The organism is Pseudomonas sp. MYb60 (genome assembly GCF_002979555.1).
GTDB lineage: Bacteria > Pseudomonadota > Gammaproteobacteria > Pseudomonadales > Pseudomonadaceae > Aquipseudomonas.
This window is the reverse complement of sequence record NZ_PCOZ01000005.1, coordinates 237,911-259,800: the sequence shown is the minus strand read 5'-3', so window position 1 is coordinate 259,800 and position 21,890 is coordinate 237,911. Positions and strand designations below refer to the sequence as shown.

Here is a 21,890-nt window from a genome sequence, read left to right as displayed (position 1 = left end):
ACCACATTGGTTGGAAGGCGGGTCTGGATCATGGTCAAGCTCACGCGCTTTGAAGGCGCCGAATGCCCGGTGGCGCGGTCACTGGAGGCCATTGGTGATGGCTGGTCGTTGTTGATCATTCGCGATGCGTTTGACGGCATCCGGCGTTTTGGCGAGTTTCAGCGCAACCTGGGAATGGCCAAGAATATTCTGTCGGCGCGCTTGCGCAGCTTGGTCAGTCATGGGGTGTTGGCAGTCGTGCCAGCGTCGGATGGCAGCGCGTATCAGGAATATGCGCTGACGGAAAAGGGCCTGGGCCTGTTCAACGTGATTGTCGGCTTGCGGCAGTGGGGCGAGGGATTTTTCTACGGGGCAGGGGAGGCGCATTCGGTGCTGGTGGACCGCGAGCAGGGCCAGCCGCTGCGAGCGCTGCAAGTGCGCTCGGCGGATGGCCGCGTGCTGGGGCCGCAGGATTGTCTGCGAGTGGCGGCCGACTCGGCCTAGCGCAACTGCCCGACGATATCCGCCACTGTACTCAGCACATCCTTGCCTAACTGCATCGAGCGCTTGCCGGACCAGCCGGTGTGCGGGTTCGGCGCGTCGTCGTTGTCCTTGAAGGGCATTTCCAGGGTCAGTGACAGGCAATCATATCGTTCGCCCACGGCATTGCACGCCAGGGTCATGTTGGCTTCGCCAGGCAGGTCGCGGGTGTAGCCGTGGGTGGACTGGAAGTCGCGGGTCAGCCCACTCAAATGGCGCCGAAAGTGTTTCTCCAGGGCCTCGATGCGCGGCGTGTAGCCAGGATTGCCTTCACAGGCGGCCGCGAATACGTAGGGGATTTCCTCGTCGCCATGAATATCGAGGAACAGGTCCACGCCGTATTTTTCCATCTGCTGCTGAACGAACAGCACCTCGGGGCTCAGCTCCTGGCTGGCGCTCTGCCACGCCCGGTTGAGGTCCTGGCCCATGGCGTTGGTGCGCAGGTGGCCGTGGAAGGCACCGTCCGGATTCATGTTGGGCACCAGGTACAGGTCGGCGACTTTCAGCAGTGCTTTCATCTCGCTGTCGCCGTCCTGCTGCAGGCGCTCGATGATGCCTTCCATGAACCATTCGGCCATGTGCTCGCCGGGATGTTGCTGGGCGATGATCCACACCTTGCGTCGGCCTTCACCGCCTTTGCCGCGGCGAAGCAGCTGGATGCCACGGCCTTCGACACTTTTGCCGGTGGCCAGCAACTGCGTGCCCGCGCGGCTCAATGCTTGCTCGATCAGCCCGTCATGGCGCTCGCGGCTGTAAGGCTCGAAGTAGGCAAACCACACATGTTTCTCACGGGTTTCGAGGCTGATGTGCAGGATCTCGCCGTCGAAGCGCGTCGGTACACGGAACCAGTTGATGTGGTCATACGACGCTACCGCCTGGTAGCCGCTCCACGCATGGCTGTAGGAAGACTTGCCGGCGTTGCTCAGGCGAAAGGTGTGGGTGTGGCCCACGTGCATGCCTTCGGCCTTGAAGTGGAACCACTGGAAGTGTTGGCTGCGGGTATCGGGTTTGATCGCGAGCAGCAATTGATAAGCGTCGCTGGCGTCCAGTACCTGGATGTTGCCACTGTCGAAGTCGGTGCTGATGCGAATGGAGGTCAAGGCCACGGTCATAGTCTGGGTGCCTGAGTATGAATTGTGTGGCGGATATCTTACACAGGAGTGAGGCCAGACTTGGGGGCAAAATTGTTGCGGGAGAGAGGGGGGCGTCATCCATGACGCGTCCGCAGCTTAGGGTCTATGAGATTGATTCTCAAGCGCTATTTCGCAAAGATCCGGGCCAGGGCGTTCGTGCGGCTTTCATTGCGATATGGTCTTTTGCTACCATGCGCGCCATCAAGCAACACACAGTCTTCATTAGCCTGAAGCCATGCCAGGAAAACTGGCAAAAAAAAGACCCGGCCAAAGAGCCGGGTCAAAAACCGTGATTAGCCTGATGAGGAGATATTCCAAGAGTCCGACCTAAGGTCTCTTGGTCTATCGACTGATCTCGCGATCAGCTGGGTACAATAATAATCATTATCATTTGCAAGTCAAATGTTTTTATCCGCCAGATAGAAATATTTTTTCTCTGCGCTGCTTATCCGTTTGCCTGAGCCGCTGGCGCCTGCAACGACCGCTCTACCATGGCCTTCGCCATATCGATCAAATACACCACTGAAAACGCCAGGTCGCGCTGGTTGCCCTGATGGCTGTTCGCTGATTCATAGGCGGTGGCCGCTGCACTGCGCAACAAGTCCGAAGTGTGCACCAGGGCTTCCTCCTGGCTGAGGCCAGGGTCGATGGCGAACAGGGCCGCCGGTGCGACGGGCGCCGATACATTTTCTTTCAAGTAATAATCCAGCGCACGTTGGGCAGCACTGCTGCCGAGCATGTCGTTGAATTCGTCGTTGACCGGTATTTCAGGCAGCAGCTGCGGGCTCGTCGTCATTAGGGGCAGTACTCTGTGTGGGTGTTGAAAACCTTAAGTTCGATGATAGTACGTATCGTATTTATGTCGTTTTATGGATTACTACAAACTGTTTATTGCCCTGGAAAATACGCGACGTATTGTCAGGGCCCATGGATAAATGGATCGCGTTGGTCAAAGCCCGTATGGCCCTCGGCAACGTCACGCAGAGTGAGCTGGCCGAGCGCCTGGGTATGTCTCAAGGGGGCGTAGGTCACTGGCTGAACAAACGGCGTGAACCCAGCGTCACCGACATGAATCGCCTGTTGCAGGCGCTGGGACTGGGTGACCTGGAGGTTGCCCTGGAGATCCGCGAGCGCCAGGCGGTGGATGAGTCAGCGCCGTTGACGCGCCACGTTGCGTATTTTCGCTACCCGGTCCTGGATTGGAACGGCATGTGTGAGGTCCGCGAGGCACGGGCGAGCTACGTCACGGATTACCACGCCCGTGGCGACGCTTTCTGGCTGCCGGTCGCCGGCGACGCCATGACGGCACTCAGCGGCCGGAGCATCAGCGCCGGCATGATGATTCTGGTCGACCCGGCCATCAGCGCAGAACCCGGCAGGCTTGTAGTCGGCCAATGGGCTGACAGCTCGCAGCCCACGTTTCGTCAGCTGAGTGAGGAGAGCGGCCAGCTTTACCTGGTGCCGCTCAACCCCACTTACCCGAAGCGGCTGTTCACCGACGCGTGCCGCATTCTGGGTGTGGTCGTGCAGGCCATGGCGACGTTCTAGTCGACGGCTTCCAGTTCCACCAGCGCGCAACCTTCTGCAACCATTTCGCCTTCCTGGCAGAACAGTGCCTTGACCACCCCGGCATGCGGCGCGCGGATGTTGTGTTCCATCTTCATCGCCTCCAGCACCACCAATTGGGTGCCGGCTTCAACGTGCTGGCCCGGTTCCACCAGCACCCTGACGATGCTGCCATTCATCGGTGCCGTGAGGCCGCCTTGGTGGGCGTGGTTGGCTTCAACCGCCGCAATGGGGTCGAACAGACTCACGTCGTGCATCTCGCCATCCCAGCGCAGATGAACGTGGGTGCCATCGCGTACTGCCAGGTGGCTGCGCCGCACGCCCTGATGTTCGATCAACAGGTGTTCGCCGTGCAACCGCGGCGCATCGGTCGCCACGTTCACCAACCGATGCTGCCCGTTGCAGGTCAGGTGCAGCGAAACCTCGGCGGGCAAGCCGGCTCGGAACCCACGGGTATCCGCCCAGGGGCCGTCGTTCTTCGGCAAGCTTTGGATAAACGCTGCCCCGGCCGCTTGCCAGAATTCGTCACTCAACGGCTCGGGCGACGGTAGCAGTTGGTCCTGGTATCGGGGGATGAAGCCGGTATCCAATTCAGCCGCCGCAAACGCCGGATGGCCGATGATGCGGCGCAAAAAGCCCAGGTTGGTCTTGAGCCCGCCGACAGCGAACGCTTCAAGCATGCTCAGCAAACGCAGGCGTGCCTGTTCACGGTCCTCGCCCCAGGCGATCAGCTTGCCCAGCATCGGGTCGTAGAAGGGTGATACGCGATCGCCCTGTTCAACCCCGCTGTCCACGCGGCGTCCAGGCCCCGGTGCCGATTCGCGATACAGCGTTAGATGACCGGTGGCCGGCAGGAATTCGTTCGCCGGGTCCTCGGCATACAGTCGCACTTCAATTGCATGGCCGTTCAATGGCACCTGCGCCTGGGTGATCGGCAACGCTTCGCCCTGGGCAACCCGGATCTGCCAGGCCACCAGGTCGAGCCCGGTAATCGCCTCCGTCACCGGGTGCTCAACCTGCAGGCGCGTGTTCATCTCCATGAAGAAAAAATCACCCCGGGCGTCCAGCAGAAATTCCACCGTACCTGCACCGACATAGCCAATGGCCTGGGCTGCGCGCACGGCGGCTTCACCCATGGCCTGGCGTTGTTCGACACTCAAGCCGGGCGCGGGGGCTTCCTCGACGACTTTCTGGTGGCGGCGCTGGATCGAACAATCCCGCTCATTGAGGTACAGGCAATGCCCGTGCTGATCGGCAAAGACCTGAATTTCCACATGGCGCGGCTTGAGCAGGTATTTCTCCACCAGCATCTGCCCATTGCCGAATGACGACAGCGCCTCACGCTGCGCCGAAGCCAGTGCTTCGGCCAATTGGCTGACGTCCTCGACCACCTTCATGCCCTTGCCGCCGCCACCCGCGGTGGCCTTGAGCAATACCGGATAACCGATACGCGCGCAGGCGTCACGGAAGGTGTCCAGGTCCTGGGCTTCGCCGTGATACCCCGGCACCAGCGGTACGCCAGCCGTCTCCATCAGCGCCTTGGCCGCGGATTTGCTGCCCATGGCGTCAATGGCCGAGGCAGGCGGACCGAGGAAGATCAGCCCCGCGGCTTCGATCGCGCGGGCGAAACCGGCATTTTCCGACAAGAAGCCGTAACCCGGATGAATTGCCTGGGCGCCGCTGGCCTGCGCGGCAGCGATGAGTTTGTCGATTTGCAGGTAGCTGTCGGCCGCCTTGCTGCCGCCCAGGTCGACACGGATATCCGCCGCGCGACTGTGCCGCGCATCGCGGTCGACGGCGCTGTGTACGGCGACGGTGGTCAGGCCCATGGCCTTGGCGGTGCGCATTACCCGGCAGGCAATCTCGCCGCGATTGGCCACCAGCAGGGTGGTCAGTGTGCTCATGAGCGCGGCTCCTGGGATTGCCAACTGGGCGAGCGTTTTTGCAGGAACGCCCGCAAGCCTTCCTGGCCCTCTGGGCTCACGCGAATCCGCGCGATGGCATTTTCGCAGTAGCGACGCAACGCCGGGGTGAGGGCACCGTTGCCGACTTCACGCAGCAGATCCTTGCTGGCGCGCATTGCCGCCGGGCTGTTTTGCAACAGGTTGGCAACCCACAATTCGACGTGCAGGTCCAGGTCTGCAACTGGATAACTTTCCGCCAACAAACCCATCTCCCGCGCACGCTGGCCGCCAAAACGCTCGGCTGTGAGGGCGTAACGCCGCGCCGCGCGTTCACCGATGGCCTGCACGACGAAGGGGCTGATCACCGCCGGGGCCAGGCCGATGCGCACTTCCGAGAGACAGAATTGCGCATCGTCCGCACCAATTGCCATGTCGCAGCAACTGATCAAGCCCAGCGCGCCACCGTAAGCTGCACCTTGCACCACTGCCAGGGTGGGGATTTTCAGCTTGGCGAGGTTGTACATCAACTCCGCCAGTTCGCGGGCATCGTCGAGGTTGGTGTGGTAGTCCAGCTCTGCGGACTGCTGCATCCAGGCCAGGTCGGCCCCGGCGCTAAAGTGCTTGCCGCGCCCGCGCAACAGCAGAAAGCGCAGGGATGGATCACCTTGCACCTGGTCGAGGGCGATGATCAGTTCGCGGATCATTTCGGCGTTGAATGCGTTGTGCTTGGCTTCACGGCTGAGCCACAGGGTGGCAAAGCCACGGCTGTCGGTGATCAGTTCGAGGGTGTTGAAATCGGTCATGGGGTTCAGCTCCATTTACATCCGGAACACGCCGAAGCGGCTCGGCTCGATAGGGGCGTTCAGCGAGGCGGACAGGGCCAGTGCCAGCACGTCACGGGTCTGCAACGGGTCGATGACGCCGTCGTCCCACAGCCGCGCACTGGAGTAGTAAGGGTGGCCCTGGGTCTCGTACTGATCGAGGATCGGCTGCTTGATCGCCATTTCTTCCTCGGTGCTGAAGTCGGTGCCGGCCCGCTCAGCCTGCTCGCGCTTGACCTGCACCAGCACCCCGGCAGCCTGCTCGGCGCCCATCACACCGATGCGCGCATTCGGCCACATCCACAAAAAGCGCGGGTCGTAGGCGCGGCCGCACATGCCGTAGTTGCCGGCTCCAAAACTGCCGCCGATGATCACGGTGAATTTCGGCACCTTGGCGCAGGCCACCGCTGTCACCAGCTTGGCGCCATGCTTGGCGATACCGCCGGCTTCGTATTTCTGGCCGACCATGAAGCCGGTGATGTTCTGCAGGAACAGCAGGGGAATCCCGCGCTGACAGGCAAGCTCGATAAAGTGCGCACCTTTTTGCGCAGCCTCGGCGAACAGAATCCCGTTATTGGCGAGGATCGCAATCGGGTAGCCGTGCAAATGTGCAAAACCGCAGACCAGCGTGGTGCCAAACAACGCCTTGAACTCATCGAACAGCGAAGCGTCCACCAGGCGCGCAATCACTTCGCGCACATCGAACGGCTGCTTGGCATCGGCCGGGATGACGCCGTACAACTCGTCAGCGTCGTACATCGGAGCCACCGCTGTGCGCTGCACCAAGTGGCCCTGCTTGCGCCAGTTGAGGTTAGCCACGCTGCGTCGGGCCAGGGCCAGCGCGTGTTCGTCACTGTCGGCATAGTGGTCGGCCACGCCGGAAATCTTGCAGTGTACGTCTGCCCCGCCGAGGTCTTCGGCACTGACCACTTCACCCGTTGCCGCCTTCACCAACGGTGGCCCCGCGAGGAAGATCGTGGCTTGCTGGCGCACCATGATCGCTTCGTCCGCCATCGCCGGTACGTAGGCGCCGCCGGCCGTGCACGAGCCCATCACCACGGCAATCTGCGGGATGCCCTGGGCGCTCATGTTGGCCTGGTTGAAGAAGATCCGCCCGAAGTGCTCACGGTCGGGGAACACTTCATCCTGACGCGGCAGGTTGGCGCCGCCGGAGTCCACCAGGTAGATGCACGGCAGACGATTCTGCTCGGCGATGGCCTGGGCGCGCAGGTGTTTTTTCACCGTGAGTGGGTAATAGGAGCCGCCTTTTACCGTCGCATCGTTGGCGACGATCATGCATTCGATGCCTTCCACGCGGCCGATGCCGGCGATCACGCCAGCCGCCGGCACGTCTTCGCCGTACACCTGATAGGCGGCCAGCTGGCTCAGCTCCAGGAACGGCGAGCCCGGATCGAGCAGGTGGTTGATGCGTTCGCGCGGCAGCAATTTGCCCCGCGAGGTGTGCCGCTCCTGGGCTTTTGCGCCGCCGCCTTGCTGCACATGGGCGAGCAGGGTGTGCAGGGCGTCGACCTGTTGGCGCATGGCCGCACTGTTGGCGGTGAATTGCGCCGAACGCGGGTTGAGTTGGGTGTGCAGGGTCGCCATGATGTGCTCCCTCAGCGAGTTTCGTTGAACAGTTCGCGACCGATCAGCATGCGGCGGATCTCACTGGTACCGGCGCCGATTTCGTACAGCTTGGCGTCACGCAGCAGGCGCCCGGCCGGGAATTCGTTGATGTAGCCGTTGCCGCCCAGGATCTGGATCGCGTCGAGGGCCATTTGCGTAGCGCGTTCGGCGCTGTAGAGGATCACGCCGGCGGCGTCCTTGCGCGTGGTTTCGCCGCGCTCGCAGGCCTGGGCCACCGCGTAGAGATAAGCGCGGCTGGCGTTGAGCTGGGTGTACATGTCGGCGACCTTGCCCTGGATCAACTGGAATTCGCCAATGCTCTGGCCGAACTGCTTGCGGTCGTGGATGTAGGGCACGATCAAGTCCATGCACGCCTGCATGATCCCGGTAGGGCCGCCGGACAGCACGACGCGCTCGTAGTCCAGCCCGCTCATCAGTACTTTGACGCCGCCGTTGAGCACACCGAGGATGTTTTCTTCGGGTACCTCGACGTCATCGAAAAACAGTTCGCACGTGTTGGAGCCCCGCATGCCGAGCTTGTCGAACTTGCTGCTGCGGCTGAAGCCTTTCCAGTCACGCTCGACGATAAACGCTGTAATGCCGTGAGGGCCCTTTTCCAGGTCGGTCTTGGCGTAGATCACGTAGGTAGAGGCGTCGGGGCCGTTGGTGATCCAGGTCTTGCTGCCGTTGAGCACATAGTGATCGCCGCGTTTGTCGGCACGCAGTTTCATCGAGACCACGTCGGAGCCAGCGTTCGGCTCACTCATGGCGAGGGCGCCGACGTGTTCGCCGCTGATGAGCTTGGGCAGGTACTTGAGTTTCTGCTCGTGGCTGCCGTTGCGGTTGATCTGGTTCACGCACAGGTTGGAGTGGGCGCCGTAGGACAACGCTACCGAGGCCGACCCCCGGCTGATTTCTTCCATGGCGACCACATGCGCGAGGTAACCCAGGCCGGCGCCGCCGTATTCTTCGGCGACGGTGATGCCGAGCAGGCCCATGTCACCGAACTTGCGCCACAGGTCGGCGGGGAACAGATTGTCACTGTCGATTTGCGCCGCGCGGGGTGCGATTTCCTTGGCGACAAAAGACTGCACCTGGTCGCGCAGCATGTCGATGGTTTCGCCGAGCGCGAAGTTCAGGGACGGGTAACTCATGGACAGGCACCTTTAGTTGAACGTTGTTTTTGTGGGGTGCGGGCCGGGGCAGGGCGCTCACCTTTACGTTAACGTAAACCTGGCGATACGAGCCTGTCAATCGTAGTTTACGTTTACGTCAACCAGGCGGTGAATCGAGGGGCATAGGACTGAATTGGCCAAACGCCAGAAAGCACAAAGGGGACCCGAAGGTCCCCTTTAATTTGTCGTTGCGTGCTCTTTTTTTATTATTGAGGGGCGGTCTGTTGTTGTTTTTGGCAACCGTTACCCTTTACCGCTGTTTTGGCGACCCCCATTCGGGGTCAAGAGCAAACGTATTTTTTTGAGCGCTGATCTGCTTCTTCGCGAACGATCCAACCAGTGGGTAGCTACCTGAAGGTAGTTTTATTCTTCTCTACTGGTCGCGGGTTTCGGCATTGCCGTTCCCTGCGAAGCACATCTTCTCCAAAAAAATCTGTTAGCTGCGTCTCTGCCGTGTTGTTTTTGTTATATCAGAGTCGTTTCGTCTTATTTTTATTAGGTTTGGCGCTTTTTATTCTTGTTATGCAATAGAGATAGCAGGAGCCGTGCCAACTTTTAAAATTCATTTAAAATCAATGACTTGAATTTTTTGAAGGAAATGCCCTACGGCAATTAAGACAAAATATGTTCCCGTGTTACTCGATGTGCAGGGGGGCGGTAACACATTGTCACGGCCAGGTTACTCAACCGGCGTTACGCGCCCTGGCCACCCGCGAACCGGTCGGTCGTCCCAATACGGTGCTGATTTGCTGGCCCGCAGTAATCAACGCTTGCAGGTCGATACCCGTTTCAATGCCCAGGCCATCGAGCAGGTACACCACGTCCTCGGTGGCGACGTTACCGCTGGCGCCCTTGGCATACGGGCAACCGCCGAGGCCTGCGATAGAGCTGTCGAACACGTTGATACCTTCCAGCAGGCTGGCGTAGACGTTGGCGATGGCCTGCCCATAGGTGTCATGGAAATGCCCGGCCAGCTTGTCCCGTGGCACCTGTGCACCGACCACCTCGAACAGGCGGCGAGTGGCGCCGGCTGTCCCGGTGCCGATGGTGTCGCCCAGGGACACTTCGTAGCAGCCCATGGCAAACAACTCCCGCGCCACCGCTGCCACTTGTTCTGGCGCAATTGCGCCTTCGTATGGGCACCCCAGCACGCAGGACACATAGCCGCGCACGCTGACGCCATGCTGGCTGGCGGCAGCCATGATCGGCGCAAAACGCTCCAGGCTTTCGCTGATGGAGCAATTGATATTGCGTTGCGAAAACGCCTCGGACGCGGCCGCAAACACCGCCACCTCCTTGACGCCCGCCGCCAGCGCATCTTCAAAACCGCGCAGGTTGGGCGCCAGTGCGCCATAGGTCACGCCTGGCTTGCGCTGGATTTGCGCGAACACGTCGGCCGAGCCGGCCATCTGCGGCACCCACTTGGGCGAGACAAAACTGCCGACTTCGATGTAGCTCAAGCCCGCCGCACTCAGGGCGTCTACCAGTTGGACCTTGTCCGCCACGCTGATGGGCTGGGCTTCGTTCTGCAAACCGTCGCGCGGGCCGACTTCTACCAGGCGAACGTGTGAGGGGAGGGACATGGCAGCTACCTTCGGGTCAGTGGTCAACCTGGCGCAGGGTATGGGCCAGGGCCTGGGTGCAACGCTCTTCAGCGGTGTCCAGTTCCAGTTTCATGTGTTCGATATCCAGCAACTGTTGTTCCAGTTGCTCACGGCGCTCGGTGATCTTGGCCAGCATGCTGTTGAGTTGGATGTGATTGCCGCTGGTGGGGTCGTAAAGTTCGATCAGCTCGCGGCATTCGGCCAGGGAAAAGCCGATGCGCTTACCCCGCAGGATCAGCTTGAGAGTGACTTTGTCGCGTGCCGAGTAGATGCGCTCCTGGCCCCGGCGTTCCGGGGCCAGCAGGCCTTGTTCTTCGTAGAAGCGAATGGCGCGGGTGGTGATGTCGAGCTCGCGGGCGAGGTCGGAGATGCTGTAGGTGATGCTCATGGCGGCGCTCAAGAAAGTCTTGGCGCTAAGCTAATGTCAGGTTGACGTATACGTCAAGGCCCGCTCACCACAGCAAGCTCATTCGCCACAGGTCAAGCCTGCTTGCCGTCGAGCTTTTTCTCATGGGCCGTCACTTGTTGGCACAACTCGATCATCTGCTCACGCATCCAGCGGTTCGCCGGGTCCTGGTCGGTGCTTTCGTGCCAGTACAGGTGGGTTTCCACCGCCGGCACGTCGTTCACCGGGAGGTTGAACCAGTGCAGTTCATGGCGACGGGCAAAACGCTCGGGCACGGTCATGACCATGTCGGTCTGCTGCAATACCTGGGAAGCCATCAGGTAATGCTGAGAGCGCAGGGCGATCTTGCGTTGCAGGCCCATTTTGCCGAGCGCCAGGTCCACATGGCCCAGTCCATTGCGGCGGCTGGAGATATGAATGTGGGTCAGCCCCAGGTAATCATCCAGGCTCAGCTTGTCCTTGCCCGCCAGCGGATGGCCCTTGCGCATGGCACACACATAGCGGTCCTCCATCAGCTTGACGTGACGCACCTGCGGGTCGGTGTTGAGTGGAGCGTCCACGGCAAAGTCGAGGCGCCCGGCGGCCAGTTCCTTGGTGGTTTCGCGGCGCTTGGACAGGAAACTCTCGATCACCACCGTCGGCGCCAGGCGACGCAGGCGCTGGAACAGCGGCGGCAAAATCACCGCCTCGGTGAGGTCGGTCATGCTGATGCGGTAAGTCTTGGCCGCCTGCTGCGGGTTGAAGATGCGGCTTTCCTGCACCGACACCCGCAGCAGCGACAGCGCATTGCGCACCGGGCCGATGATGTTCTGCGCCATCGGCGTGGGCACCATGCCTTGGGCGGTACGCACGAACAGCGGGTCATTGAAGGTTTCCCGCAGACGTGCCAGGGCGTTGGACACCGCCGGTTGGGTGATGCCGACAATCTGCCCCGCGCGGGTCAGGTTGGCTTCGGTGTAAATCGCGTCAAAGACGATAAACAGGTTGAGGTCGACCTTGCTCAGATTCATTTCGCAGCGCTCTTATTGTTAGGTGGCCATAGGTCAATCATATATCGGTGATGAATGTTAATACACGCCGAGAATAGGCTAGGTAAATTATCAACGCTGTTCTAGCATCGATTCCATGACCTAAACAACCTCTCCAAGAAGGGAGCTGCCCATGGATTTCGCTTACTCGCCCAAGGTTCAGGAACTGCGTGAACGTGTCACCGCGTTTATGGACACACACGTTTACCCGGCCGAACCGGTGTTCGAACGCCAGGTCAACGAAGGTGACCGCTGGCAGCCTACTGCGATCATGGAATCGCTGAAGGCGAAGGCCAAAGCGGAAGGCTTGTGGAACCTGTTCCTGCCGGAATCCGAACTGGGCGCCGGCCTGACCAATCTCGAATACGCGCCACTGGCGGAGATCATGGGCCGCTCCCTGCTGGGCCCGGAGCCGTTCAACTGCTCCGCCCCCGACACCGGCAACATGGAAGTGTTGGTGCGCTACGCCAACGAAGAGCAAAAGGAGCGCTGGCTGCAGCCGCTGTTGCGCGGCGAGATCCGCTCGGCGTTCGCCATGACTGAACCGGACGTCGCCTCATCCGACGCCACCAACATGGCCGCCCGAGCTGAGCGCCAAGGCGACGAATGGGTGATCAACGGCAAGAAGTGGTGGACCTCTGGTGCCTGTGACCCGCGCTGCAAGATTCTGATCTTCATGGGCCTGAGCAACCCCGACGCACCGCGCCACCAGCAACACTCGATGATCCTGGTGCCGGTGGACACTCCCGGGGTGAAAATCGTACGGCCACTGCCGGTGTTCGGCTACGACGACGCGCCCCACGGCCACGCCGAAGTGCTGTTCGAGAACGTGCGCGTACCCTACGAAAACGTCCTGCTCGGCGAAGGCCGTGGCTTCGAAATTGCCCAGGGCCGCCTCGGCCCAGGCCGCATTCACCACTGCATGCGCTCCATCGGCATGGCCGAACGCGCGCTGGAATTGATGTGCAAACGCGCCGTCAGCCGCACTGCGTTTGGCCAGCCTTTGGCGCGGCTGGGCGGCAATATCGACAAGATCGCCGACTCACGCATGGAAATCGACATGGCGCGCCTGCTGACGTTGAAGGCGGCGTACATGATGGACACCGCCGGCAATAAAGTAGCGAAAAGCGAAATCGCCCAGATCAAGGTGGTGGCGCCGAACGTGGCGTTGAAAGTGATTGACCGCGCGATCCAGATCCACGGCGGTGCCGGGGTATCCAACGATTTCCCGTTGGCCTACATGTACGCCATGCAACGCACCCTGCGCCTGGCCGATGGCCCGGACGAAGTGCACCGTGCGGCCATCGGCAAGTTCGAGATCGGCAAGTATGTGCCGCGGGAACTCATGCGCGGCGGGCAGTAGGGCCTGGTCGCCTGCAATCGGGAGCAAGCGCCGTCCCACATGTGAAAGTGTTCACACATCAACGTGTGGGAGGGGGCTTGCCCCCGATGAAGCCAGTAGCAGCACCACATCACCCAGGGCTCAGTACACCCACACCTCCACCCGCCGATTCTTGATCCGCCCCTCATCCGCGGTATTCGCCGCCACCGGCATCTGCGCCCCAAACCCGCGAATATCGCGCAGCACCACGCCGCTCTTGACCAATTCCCTGCGCACCGCCATGCCGCGCAACTTCGACAGCAACGCGGCGCGCTGCGGGTCGTTCTTGGCGTCGCCGAAGCCCACCAGCGTCACTTGTTTATCGAGTTTGTCGTGGCTCTTGAGGTACGCCACCACGCGCTGCAAATCCTGCCGTGCCTTGTTGTCGAGGCTGGCGCTGCCTTCCTCGAAGCGAAAATTCACAGTCAGCCGCTGGGCATTGCGAGCAATCGCTTGATAGTCCTCGGGCATCGACGGGCGCGGCTCCACGGTCATCGCCTGCACGTGTTGCGCAATGAACCCGCTGGCTGCGACCATTGCCTGGCCTTTGCCGCTCTGGCTGAAATCCACCAACGCCTTGGCCCAAGGGTTGCGGCTGGAGGGCGGCAGGTAGAAAAACAGCCGGCGTGACAGCGGGTAGTCCTCGGTGGCAATCAGGCTGTTCATCGGCAACATCGGTTGCGAATCACCGTCGACAATCGCCACCGCTTTGGCCTGGCGTACGTAGGGCAGGCCGATGAAGCCGATACCTTGCGGGTCCTTGCTCACCGCGTCGGACAACTGCTCGCTGGACTCGAAACGCTTGGCGCCGGCAGCCAGTGGCTTGCCGTGTCGGTTCAGTACCAGTTCTTTGAACGTGTCGTAGGTGCCGGACTGGTCATCCCGCGCATATAAATGAATGGCGCCGCCTGCACCGCCAAGGGCTTCCCAGGTGGCGATGTCGCCGTTGAAGATCTGCGCCAATTGCGCGGTATCGAGGGTGTTCAACGGGTTTTGCGGGTTGAGGATGATGGCCAGGCCGTCGATGGCAATCACGTGTTCCGCCTCGGGGCTTTTCAGGTCGCCCAGGGGTTCAAGGTCGACCAGTTCGCTGTCCTTGATCGGGCGGGATGACGCCGCGAGGTCGGCGGTGGATGTCTTCAGCGCATGAAAGCCGGTGCTGGACCCGTGGGCGGCAACCTCGATTGTCACCGTCTTGCCCTGGCGGGTCTTGCCGACCACGCGTTGTTCATTGGTGCCGTGCGCCGGTTCGCTGTGCACCGCTTGCAAACCCTGCTGTTCCATCATCCCCTTGACCAGTGCCGGGCCCAGCGCCGCGCCAATGGTGTTGGAACCCTGGATGCGCAAAGCAGGGCCTTGATCAGGAACGGGAAGGGGTGCGGAAACAGCGAAGAGGGGAAAAAGCACCAACAGGAACAGAACGCGCAGCCTCATGCCGCCACCTTCTCAAGCCAAAGGGAGTGCCGCGAGAATAAGTCAGTAAGGTTTCAGTAATGTGATGGGCAGCGCCGCTGCTAACAAGTGTGGGAGCTGGCAAGCCAGCGCCCACAGATTACGGTGTTGTCAGCTGAGTTCCAGCCAGATCGGCGCATGGTCCGAGGGTTTTTCCAACCCGCGCAGGTCGTAATCCACGCCGGCATCCTTGACCCGTGGCAGCAGGCCGTTGGACGCCATGATCACGTCAATGCGCAGGCCGCGCTTGGGTTCGTCCTCGAAACCCCGGCTGCGGTAGTCGAACCAACTGAAGCGGTCCGCCACGGTCGGGTTGAGGTGGCGGAAGCTGTCCACCAGGCCCCAGTTCTTCAAACGGGCCATCCACTCGCGTTCTTCCGGCAGGAAGCTGCATTTGCCCGTCTTGAGCCAGCGCTTGGCATTGTCGGCGCCGATGCCGATGTCGATGTCTTCCGGGGAAATATTGATGTCGCCCATCACCACCAATGGCTGTTCGTTGCTGAACTGGCTCTCCAGCAACTGCTGCAGGTCTGCATAGAAGCGCTGCTTGGCCGGAAACTTGGTGGGGTGGTCGCGGCTTTCGCCCTGTGGGAAATAGCCGTTCATGATGGTAATCGGGTTGCCGTTTTCGTCGGCGAAGGTGCCCCAGATAAAGCGGCGCTGAGCGTCTTCTTCATCGGTGGCGAAACCCTTGTGCACACTCAGGGCTTCTTTGCGCGAAAGCAGGGCCACACCGTAGTGGCCTTTTTGCCCATGGAAGTACACGTGATAGCCCAGGGCCTGCACTTCAGCCAGGGGGAACTGGTCATCGTGGACTTTGGTTTCCTGCAGGCCGATCACATCCGGTTGATGCTTCTCGATCAGCGCCGCCAACTGATGAGGGCGGGCGCGCAGCCCGTTGATATTGAAGGAGACGATTTTCATGGTCGGCAGTCCAGTCCTGGCAAAAGGGCGATGCTAGCCGACAAGTCGGACGGGGGCCAGCGTGGCGGTAGGGCAGTTGCGCTGCTAATGTCTGGGAACGACTGGCCCCGCGCAGGTTCGTACCCATAAGAACGTCATCTTTTTCAATGGCGCCCAGGGAGATTGATTCTAATGCCGGACACTTCTACTGCCATTGCCGAAATTCGCCTGCTCAACAGCGGCTATTCCCGTGAGGCGCGCTCCCTGTTGTATCAGGCCTATCGGCATGAGCCGACCTTCGCCTATCTGTTCGAAGCCGAGCGTCCTGGCTACGAGCAGCGTGTACGTGCCACCGTGCGTGAGTTGGTCAAGCAGCACTTCTTCCAGAAATTGCCGGCCATCGGCCTATTCGTCAATGACCGTTTGATCGGCATCGCATTGATCGCGCCACCGCAACGCCGCCTGGGCATCACCGAGAGCTGGGCCTGGCAGATCCGCATGTGGCTGAGTACCGGCGTGAGGGGCACGCGTCGTTACCTCGACTACTACCACGCGGTCCTCGCGTGCCTGCCCGGTGAATCGGTGCACGTACTGCCGCTGTTGGGCATTCACCCGCAGTTCCAGGGCAAGCATTACGGCGAGCAGCTACTGGAAGCAGTTCACAACTGGTGCGCTGAAGATCCGCATTCTTCCGGCGTGGTGCTGGACACGGGGAATTCTCGCTATCTGGAGTTCTACAAGCGTCAGGGCTATGAGGAAATTGGTGAGGTTGCCGTAGGACCGGTCCTGGAACATGTGTTTTTCCATCCCAACCCTCAGCGGGTTCAGGCGGTAACGGCTTGATCCAGAAATATTCAGATAAATCCGAGTTCAACGAATCTCCCCTGCTCGTGTAGCATCCCCGCCTATGAAGTTTCCAGGAAGATTTACCAGCGGCTTGGTCCTGCTGTTCACAAGCTGCGGCGCATTGGCGCAAAGCGAGCTGGACGTGCGGGTCAAGCCTTCGAACGACGCGTTGAAAGCCAACATCGAAGGCTACATCGGCGGGGTTGGCGACCGTGATGAAGAGGCCTTGCTGCGGTTCAGCCGCGGCGCCGAGGAGCAGGCGCGCAAAGCGGCCCAGGCGCTGGGTTTCTATCAGCCGCAAATCGAAAGTGACGTCAGGGGCGGCAAGAACCCGCGCCTGATCCTTACTGTCGACCCCGGCGAGCCGGTGCATTTGCGCAACGTGACCATCAGGGTTGACGGCCAGGCGGCGGACCTCAAGGGGTTTCGCGTGCCCGCCAGCGACGAACTCAAGTCCGGCGCGGTGCTCAACCATGGCCGTTATGAAGACGCCAAGCGCCTGATCCAGAACCAGGCGTCGCGCTACGGGTTTTTCAGTGGGCGCTTTACTCGCCAGAAACTCGCGGTGGACCCCCAGGCAGGTGTCGCCGACATCGAATTGATCTACGACAGCGGCCCGCGCTACACCCTCGGCAAGGTCAACTTTGCCGGTGATACACCCTTTGACGAAGAATTGCTGCAACGCATGGTGCCGTTCAAGAGCGGCGCTCCTTACGACTCCGAACTCATCGCCGAACTCAACCAGAACCTGCAAGGCAGCGGGTTTTTCGAAGGTGTGCGGGTGGACGCCGCACCGGCCGCCGCGACCCAGGATGTGATCCCGGTGGCCGTACAGCTGGAAACCCGCAAGCCGCGCACCATGGGCCTGGGCCTGGGGTTTTCCACCGACGTCGGCCCGCGTGGCAAGGCCAACTGGACCCGCCATTGGGTCAATCCCCAAGGGCACAGTTACGGCTGGGAAGCGGAGCTCTCGGCACCCCGGCAGAACGTCGGGTTGTGGTACGACATCCCGCTGGACCCGCCGCTCACCGACAAATTGCGTTTCGCCGGCGGTTACCAGAACGAAGAACTGGCCAACACCGACAGCCTCAGCAAACTGCTCACCCTCGGCCCCGAGTGGCACAGCAAGCTGCCCAGCGGCTGGACCCGGGTGATCTCGCTCAAATACCAGCGCGAAGAATATCGCCTGGGCAATGACTCCGGCCTCAGTAACCTGGTGATGCCAGGGGTCAACTATTCCTACCTGCGCAGCGACAACCGTATCGACCCGCACAACGGTTATCGCCTGATGTTCGACGCCAAGGTCGCCAAGGAAGGCCTGGGTTCCGACACCAACCTGCTTTACGGCACCGCCACCATCAAAGGCTTGACTACCTTGTGGGATAACCACCGTTTCCTCGCGCGCGCACAAGTGGGCGGCAGTGCCACCAATGGCTACAAATCGGTGCCGCCTTCGCTGCGCTTCTTTGCCGGTGGTGACCAGAGTGTGCGTGGGTATGAGTATCAAACCTTGTCGCCGGAGAACGACCTGGGTGATCGCATCGGTGGCCGCTACATGGTGGCTGTGAGCGCCGAGTATCAGTATTCCATCACCGACAAATGGCGGGTCGCGACCTTTATCGACCAGGGCAACTCCTTCAACTCCCTGGACCTGCCCAGCCTCAAGACCGGCGTCGGCGTCGGTATTCGCTGGGTGTCGCCGGTCGGCCCGATCCGCCTTGACCTGGCCCATGCCCTCGAAGATCCGGGTGGCGTTCGCTTGCACTTTTCCATGGGGCCTGAGTTGTGATGCGTGGTGTGAAAATAGCCGGGCTGGCCGTGTTGGCCGTCCTTGCGGTGCTGTTGCTGGCAGTGTGGAGCGTACTCGGTACCCAGGCGGGCAGTCGTTGGGCGTTGGGCCGCGTTCCGGGCTTGACGGTAGAGAATTTCCAGGGCCATTTGGGCGGCCGCTGGCGTGCCGATCACCTGCTGTGGCAGCAGGACAGCAGCCGTGTGGAACTCACGGCGCCGACCTTCGAATGGTCGCCGGCGTGCCTGTTGCGCATGACCCTGTGCATCGACCACCTGGACGTGGAGCAGGTCAGCCTGCAATTGCCGCCCAGTACCGAGGAAAGCAGCGGCCCGATCCAGCTGCCTGACTTGAAGCTACCCGTTGCTATCCAGTTGGGCGACATTCGCGTCGGTAGCCTGCTGTTCAACGGCAGCGAGGAACTCAAGGGCCTGCAACTGGCGGCGCACTGGACCGCTGCGGGCCTGCGGATTGACTCGGTGCACCTGCAGCGCGACGACCTCGTATTGGACCTCGCCGGCCTGCTGCAACCCAGCGGCGACTGGCCGCTGGCCGCTTCCGGCAACCTGAGCCTGCCCTACGCGCCGGGCGGCGCGCCGTGGAAGGTCGCGCTGAACATCGATGGCGACCTGCTCAAGACCCTCAAGCTCGATGCTGACAGCACTGGTTACCTGCCCGCCAAACTCACCGGTGAGCTGCAACCCCTGGCGGACAATCTGCCGGCCCAGGTGCGTATCACCGCCGACGGCTTCAAGCCCAGTGCCGAGTTGCCCGACACCTTGCAACTCAATCAATTGGACCTGACGGCCAAAGGCGACCTGAAAAGCGGCTACCAACTGCAAGGCAAAGCCGTACTGCCCGCAGAAAAAGGCCCGGTGGACCTGCTGCTGCAAGGTCGGGTCGATGCCAAGGGGGCACAGATTGCCGGCCTTGACCTGAATGCCGGTGACCAGCAAAGCCTCAAGCTGACCGCCCAACTGGACTGGCAGCAAGGCTTCAGTGCCACTGCCAAGATCGACTGGCTGGATTTCCCCTGGCACCGCTTGTATCCGGTGATCGACGAGCCGCAGGTCGCATTGCGCACCTTCAATGGCGAAATCGCCTACAAGGACGGCCATTACCTGGGCAACCTCAAGGCCGATCTCGACGGCCCGGCAGGCAAGTTCAATGTAGTCACGCCGTTCAGCGGCGACCTCAAGCAGATATTCCTGCCCGAACTGAAACTCACGGCGGGCCAAGGCAAGGCTGAAGGTCACCTGAACGTCCAGTTTGCCGATGGCATCGCCTGGGATACCGCTTTGGACCTGTCGGCACTGAACCCGGCGTACTGGGTCGCGGAACTGCCCGGTACCCTGGCCGGACCGCTGCGCAGCAAGGGCGAGTTCAAGAATGAGCAACTCAAGCTCAATGCCGATTTGGACCTCAAGGGCCGCCTGCGTGGGCAACCCGCCGTGCTCGCGGCCAAGGCTGAGGGTGCAGGGGAGCAATGGACGCTGGCCAACCTCGACATACGCCTGGGCGACAACCGCATCAACGGTAGCGGCAGCCTGCAACAGCGCCTGGCTGGCCAGATCGATATCAAACTCGCGCGCCTGGCCCAGCTGTGGCCGCAGTTGCGCGGGCAAGTCAACGGTCGTCTCGACGTAGCCGGCACGCTCAAGGCGCCCCAGGGCAAGCTCGGCCTCAAGGGCCAGCAACTGGCGTTTGCCGACAACCGCCTGCAAAACCTGATCCTCGACGCCAGCCTCGACAGCGCCCAGCGCGCGAAGATCGACCTCAAGGGCAGTGGCATTCAGTCCGGGGACACCCAGGTCGGTACGCTCACCGCCAGTGCCCAAGGCGATATCAAGAACCAGAAAGTCCAACTCGATCTGGCGGGTCCACTGGTCAAGCTGGCCTTGGCGTTGGACGGCAACCTCGACCAGGGCAACTGGCGCGGGCGCCTCGCCAGCGGCGATGTGCAAGCTGGCGGCCAGGATTGGAAGCTGCAAGCGCCGGCCAGAATCGAACGCCTCGCCGATGGCAAGCTGACCTTTGCCGCGCATTGTTGGGTGTCCGGCCCAGCCAGCTTGTGCGGGGAAGACCAGCGGCTGATGCCCGAGCCCAAGCTGCGTTATCACCTCAAGCAATTCCCCATCGACAGCCTGGCGGCGTTCCTGCCCAAGGACTTCGCCTGGCAGGGCAAGCTCAACGCCGACCTGCAGTTGGACCTGCCGGAGAGCGGCCCCAAAGGCGTGGTCTCGGTGGATGCCAGCGGCGGCACCTTGCGCGTCAAAGACAAGGACCAGTGGCTGGATTTCCCCTACGACACCTTGAAGCTGGAAACCACCCTCAATCCCAAACGCATCGACACCCAGCTGAATTTCCGAGGCGGCAAGCTCGGTGAACTGATGGTGCAGGCCCAACTCAACCCGTTGCCGAACAACAAACCGATCACCGGCAACTTCAGCCTCGCCGGCCTTGATCTGGCCGTGGCGCGGCCGTTCCTGCCGATGGTGGAAACCCTCAGCGGCAAACTCAACGGCAGCGGCCGTATTTCCGGTGGCCTGCTGGCCCCCCTGGTCAACGGCAACGTGAACCTGGTGGGCGGCGAAGTCTCCGGGCCGGAGTTGCCCATCAGCCTGGAAGGCTTGAATGTGCAGGCATTGATTGCCGGTGAAAGCGTGCAGCTCAACGGCGCCTGGCGCAGCGGCAAGGCCGGGCAGGGCAGCCTCAAGGGCCAGGTCGATTGGGGGCGGGCGCTGGTGGTGGACCTGAGCCTGCAAGGCTCGCAGCTGCCGGTCACCGTGGAGCCGTACGCCGTGTTGGAAGTGGCGCCGGACCTGAAAGTCAGCATGAAGGACGACAAGCTCGCGATTGCCGGCAAGGTGCAGATCCCGCGGGGCGATATCACCGTGCGCGAATTGCCGCCGTCGACCGTCAAGGTGTCGGACGACACGGTGATCATCGGCAGCCAGACCGAGGAGGGCAAGCCACCGATGGCCATGGCGATGGATATCGATGTGGCGGTGGGCGAAGACCAGCTCAACTTCTCGGGTTTCGGCCTGACTGCCAAGGTGCAGGGGCATGTGCATATCGGCGACAACCTCGACACCCGGGGCGAACTGTGGCTTAACGACGGCCGCTACCGCGCCTACGGCCAGAAGCTCGACGTGCGCCGTGCCCGGCTGCTGTTCGCCGGTCCTCTGGACCAGCCGTACCTGGACATCGAAGCGATCCGCAAGACCGACGACGTCACTGCGGGTATCCGCCTCAGCGGCAGCGCCGAACAGCCGACCACGCAGATCTTCTCCGAGCCGGCCATGAGCCAGGAGCAAGCGCTGTCCTACCTGGTGCTCGGCCGTCCGTTGAGCACCACGGGCGAAGACAACAACATGCTCGCCCAAGCTGCGCTGGGGCTGGGCTTGATGGGCAGCGCCGGGGTCACCTCGGACCTGGCCAAGAACCTGGGTATCCAGGACTTCGAACTCGACACCCAGGGCAGCGGCAACGATACGGCGGTGGTCGCCAGCGGCAAGATCACCGAAAAGCTCAGCCTGCGTTATGGCGTGGGGGTGTTTGAGCCGGCCAGCACGATTGCGTTGCGGTATTTGTTGAGCAAGAAGGTGTATCTGGAAGTGGCGAGTGGCGTGGCGAGCTCCCTGGACATCTTCTACAAGCGCGATTTCTAGGCCTCACCGGGACAAAAGTGTGGGAGGGGGCTTGCCCCCAACCACATTTGTTTGTGTTCCACTTCC

18 protein-coding genes are annotated in these 21,890 nt (G+C 61.6%); 7 read left to right on the top strand and 11 right to left on the bottom strand.

Annotated elements, in window-relative coordinates; all coding sequences use genetic code 11:
- The first annotated feature begins 30 nt into the window (after positions 1 to 30).
- The gene (locus CQ041_RS11015; protein ID WP_105522708.1) at positions 31 to 483 is read left to right on the top strand and encodes a helix-turn-helix domain-containing protein; all 453 of its coding nucleotides are present in this window, start codon (positions 31 to 33) and stop codon (positions 481 to 483) included.
- On the opposite strand, the gene CQ041_RS11010 is transcribed toward CQ041_RS11015, so the two are convergent.
- Complete coding sequence (locus tag CQ041_RS11010; protein WP_105522709.1) at positions 480 to 1,631, bottom strand: M14-type cytosolic carboxypeptidase; 1,152 nt, start codon at positions 1,629 to 1,631, stop codon at positions 480 to 482. The two genes, CQ041_RS11015 and CQ041_RS11010, sit on opposite strands and share 4 nt — an antisense overlap.
- A 101-nt stretch (positions 1,632 to 1,732) precedes the next feature.
- Here CQ041_RS11010 and CQ041_RS11005 point away from each other — a divergent pair, with 101 nt between their 5' ends.
- Complete coding sequence (locus CQ041_RS11005; RefSeq protein WP_146116059.1) at positions 1,733 to 1,945, top strand: hypothetical protein; 213 nt, start codon at positions 1,733 to 1,735, stop codon at positions 1,943 to 1,945.
- A gap of 152 nt (positions 1,946 to 2,097) precedes the next feature.
- Here CQ041_RS11005 and CQ041_RS11000 read toward each other — a convergent pair whose 3' ends face one another.
- The gene (locus tag CQ041_RS11000) at positions 2,098 to 2,448 is read right to left on the bottom strand and encodes a DUF6124 family protein (protein WP_105522711.1); all 351 of its coding nucleotides are present in this window, start codon (positions 2,446 to 2,448) and stop codon (positions 2,098 to 2,100) included.
- Between the two features lie 131 nt (positions 2,449 to 2,579).
- On the opposite strand from CQ041_RS11000, the gene CQ041_RS10995 reads away from it, so the two are divergent.
- Positions 2,580 to 3,200 (top strand): LexA family transcriptional regulator, encoded by a 621-nt coding sequence (locus CQ041_RS10995; RefSeq protein ID WP_105522712.1) that lies wholly within the window; start codon positions 2,580 to 2,582, stop codon positions 3,198 to 3,200.
- On the opposite strand, the gene CQ041_RS10990 is transcribed toward CQ041_RS10995, so the two are convergent.
- From CQ041_RS10990 to CQ041_RS10960, 7 genes are all read right to left on the bottom strand, one after another.
- Positions 3,197 to 5,122: an acetyl/propionyl/methylcrotonyl-CoA carboxylase subunit alpha gene (locus CQ041_RS10990; protein WP_105522713.1), complete on the bottom strand. Its 1,926-nt coding sequence runs from the start codon at positions 5,120 to 5,122 to the stop codon at positions 3,197 to 3,199. The genes CQ041_RS10995 and CQ041_RS10990 overlap by 4 nt on opposite strands.
- Complete coding sequence (locus tag CQ041_RS10985; RefSeq protein WP_105522714.1) at positions 5,119 to 5,925, bottom strand: gamma-carboxygeranoyl-CoA hydratase; 807 nt, start codon at positions 5,923 to 5,925, stop codon at positions 5,119 to 5,121. The genes CQ041_RS10990 and CQ041_RS10985 overlap by 4 nt, the downstream gene beginning before the upstream one ends.
- Positions 5,926 to 5,940: 15 nt before the next feature.
- Positions 5,941 to 7,548: a carboxyl transferase domain-containing protein gene (locus CQ041_RS10980; RefSeq protein WP_105522715.1), complete on the bottom strand. Its 1,608-nt coding sequence runs from the start codon at positions 7,546 to 7,548 to the stop codon at positions 5,941 to 5,943.
- An 11-nt stretch (positions 7,549 to 7,559) separates the two neighbouring features.
- A complete protein-coding gene (locus CQ041_RS10975; RefSeq protein WP_105522716.1) occupies positions 7,560 to 8,723 on the bottom strand; it encodes an isovaleryl-CoA dehydrogenase in 1,164 nt (387 codons plus the stop codon).
- 704 nt (positions 8,724 to 9,427) lie between these two features.
- Positions 9,428 to 10,327 (bottom strand): hydroxymethylglutaryl-CoA lyase, encoded by a 900-nt coding sequence (locus CQ041_RS10970; protein WP_105522717.1) that lies wholly within the window; start codon positions 10,325 to 10,327, stop codon positions 9,428 to 9,430.
- 16 nt (positions 10,328 to 10,343) lie between these two features.
- Positions 10,344 to 10,736: a MerR family DNA-binding transcriptional regulator gene (locus CQ041_RS10965; RefSeq protein WP_105522718.1), complete on the bottom strand. Its 393-nt coding sequence runs from the start codon at positions 10,734 to 10,736 to the stop codon at positions 10,344 to 10,346.
- A gap of 92 nt (positions 10,737 to 10,828) precedes the next feature.
- Positions 10,829 to 11,764 carry a LysR family transcriptional regulator gene (locus CQ041_RS10960; RefSeq protein WP_105522719.1) on the bottom strand — a complete coding sequence of 312 codons (936 nt, stop codon included), beginning with the start codon at positions 11,762 to 11,764 and terminating at the stop codon, positions 10,829 to 10,831.
- A gap of 151 nt (positions 11,765 to 11,915) precedes the next feature.
- On the opposite strand from CQ041_RS10960, the gene CQ041_RS10955 reads away from it, so the two are divergent.
- Positions 11,916 to 13,145, top strand: a complete 1,230-nt coding sequence (locus CQ041_RS10955) for an acyl-CoA dehydrogenase (RefSeq protein ID WP_105522720.1) — start codon at positions 11,916 to 11,918, stop codon at positions 13,143 to 13,145.
- Positions 13,146 to 13,265: 120 nt separating this feature from the next.
- Here CQ041_RS10955 and CQ041_RS10950 read toward each other — a convergent pair whose 3' ends face one another.
- Complete coding sequence (locus tag CQ041_RS10950; protein WP_105522721.1) at positions 13,266 to 14,597, bottom strand: substrate-binding domain-containing protein; 1,332 nt, start codon at positions 14,595 to 14,597, stop codon at positions 13,266 to 13,268.
- A gap of 129 nt (positions 14,598 to 14,726) precedes the next feature.
- Positions 14,727 to 15,539 (bottom strand): exodeoxyribonuclease III, encoded by an 813-nt coding sequence (xthA, locus tag CQ041_RS10945; protein WP_105522722.1) that lies wholly within the window; start codon positions 15,537 to 15,539, stop codon positions 14,727 to 14,729.
- Between the two features lie 171 nt (positions 15,540 to 15,710).
- Between xthA and CQ041_RS10940 the strand changes: the two genes are divergently transcribed.
- The 3 genes from CQ041_RS10940 to CQ041_RS10930 all read left to right on the top strand — a co-directional run bounded on the left by CQ041_RS10940 (position 15,711) and on the right by CQ041_RS10930 (position 21,824).
- On the top strand, positions 15,711 to 16,361 hold the full coding sequence (locus CQ041_RS10940; RefSeq protein WP_105522723.1) for an N-acetyltransferase: 651 nt from the start codon (positions 15,711 to 15,713) through the stop codon (positions 16,359 to 16,361).
- 64 nt (positions 16,362 to 16,425) lie between these two features.
- The gene (locus CQ041_RS10935) at positions 16,426 to 18,153 is read left to right on the top strand and encodes an autotransporter assembly complex family protein (protein WP_105522724.1); all 1,728 of its coding nucleotides are present in this window, start codon (positions 16,426 to 16,428) and stop codon (positions 18,151 to 18,153) included.
- Positions 18,153 to 21,824, top strand: a complete 3,672-nt coding sequence (locus tag CQ041_RS10930) for a translocation/assembly module TamB domain-containing protein (RefSeq protein ID WP_105522725.1) — start codon at positions 18,153 to 18,155, stop codon at positions 21,822 to 21,824. The genes CQ041_RS10935 and CQ041_RS10930 overlap by 1 nt, the downstream gene beginning before the upstream one ends.
- Positions 21,825 to 21,890 lie beyond the last annotated feature (66 nt).

Excerpts from the sequence above, each read along its gene's own strand:
- CQ041_RS11015 (WP_105522708.1), top strand. The coding sequence starts at position 31 with ATGGTCAAGCTCACGCGCTTTGAAGGCGCCGAATGCCCGGTGGCGCGG.
- CQ041_RS11010 (WP_105522709.1), bottom strand. The coding sequence starts at position 1,631 with ATGACCGTGGCCTTGACCTCCATTCGCATCAGCACCGACTTCGACAGT.
- CQ041_RS11005 (WP_146116059.1), top strand. The coding sequence starts at position 1,733 with ATGACGCGTCCGCAGCTTAGGGTCTATGAGATTGATTCTCAAGCGCTA.
- CQ041_RS11000 (WP_105522711.1), bottom strand. The coding sequence starts at position 2,448 with ATGACGACGAGCCCGCAGCTGCTGCCTGAAATACCGGTCAACGACGAA.
- CQ041_RS10995 (WP_105522712.1), top strand. The coding sequence starts at position 2,580 with ATGGATAAATGGATCGCGTTGGTCAAAGCCCGTATGGCCCTCGGCAAC.
- CQ041_RS10990 (WP_105522713.1), bottom strand. The coding sequence starts at position 5,122 with ATGAGCACACTGACCACCCTGCTGGTGGCCAATCGCGGCGAGATTGCC.
- CQ041_RS10985 (WP_105522714.1), bottom strand. The coding sequence starts at position 5,925 with ATGACCGATTTCAACACCCTCGAACTGATCACCGACAGCCGTGGCTTT.
- CQ041_RS10980 (WP_105522715.1), bottom strand. The coding sequence starts at position 7,548 with ATGGCGACCCTGCACACCCAACTCAACCCGCGTTCGGCGCAATTCACC.
- CQ041_RS10975 (WP_105522716.1), bottom strand. The coding sequence starts at position 8,723 with ATGAGTTACCCGTCCCTGAACTTCGCGCTCGGCGAAACCATCGACATG.
- CQ041_RS10970 (WP_105522717.1), bottom strand. The coding sequence starts at position 10,327 with ATGTCCCTCCCCTCACACGTTCGCCTGGTAGAAGTCGGCCCGCGCGAC.
- CQ041_RS10965 (WP_105522718.1), bottom strand. The coding sequence starts at position 10,736 with ATGAGCATCACCTACAGCATCTCCGACCTCGCCCGCGAGCTCGACATC.
- CQ041_RS10960 (WP_105522719.1), bottom strand. The coding sequence starts at position 11,764 with ATGAATCTGAGCAAGGTCGACCTCAACCTGTTTATCGTCTTTGACGCG.
- CQ041_RS10955 (WP_105522720.1), top strand. The coding sequence starts at position 11,916 with ATGGATTTCGCTTACTCGCCCAAGGTTCAGGAACTGCGTGAACGTGTC.
- CQ041_RS10950 (WP_105522721.1), bottom strand. The coding sequence starts at position 14,597 with ATGAGGCTGCGCGTTCTGTTCCTGTTGGTGCTTTTTCCCCTCTTCGCT.
- xthA (WP_105522722.1), bottom strand. The coding sequence starts at position 15,539 with ATGAAAATCGTCTCCTTCAATATCAACGGGCTGCGCGCCCGCCCTCAT.
- CQ041_RS10940 (WP_105522723.1), top strand. The coding sequence starts at position 15,711 with ATGCCGGACACTTCTACTGCCATTGCCGAAATTCGCCTGCTCAACAGC.
- CQ041_RS10935 (WP_105522724.1), top strand. The coding sequence starts at position 16,426 with ATGAAGTTTCCAGGAAGATTTACCAGCGGCTTGGTCCTGCTGTTCACA.
- CQ041_RS10930 (WP_105522725.1), top strand. The coding sequence starts at position 18,153 with ATGCGTGGTGTGAAAATAGCCGGGCTGGCCGTGTTGGCCGTCCTTGCG.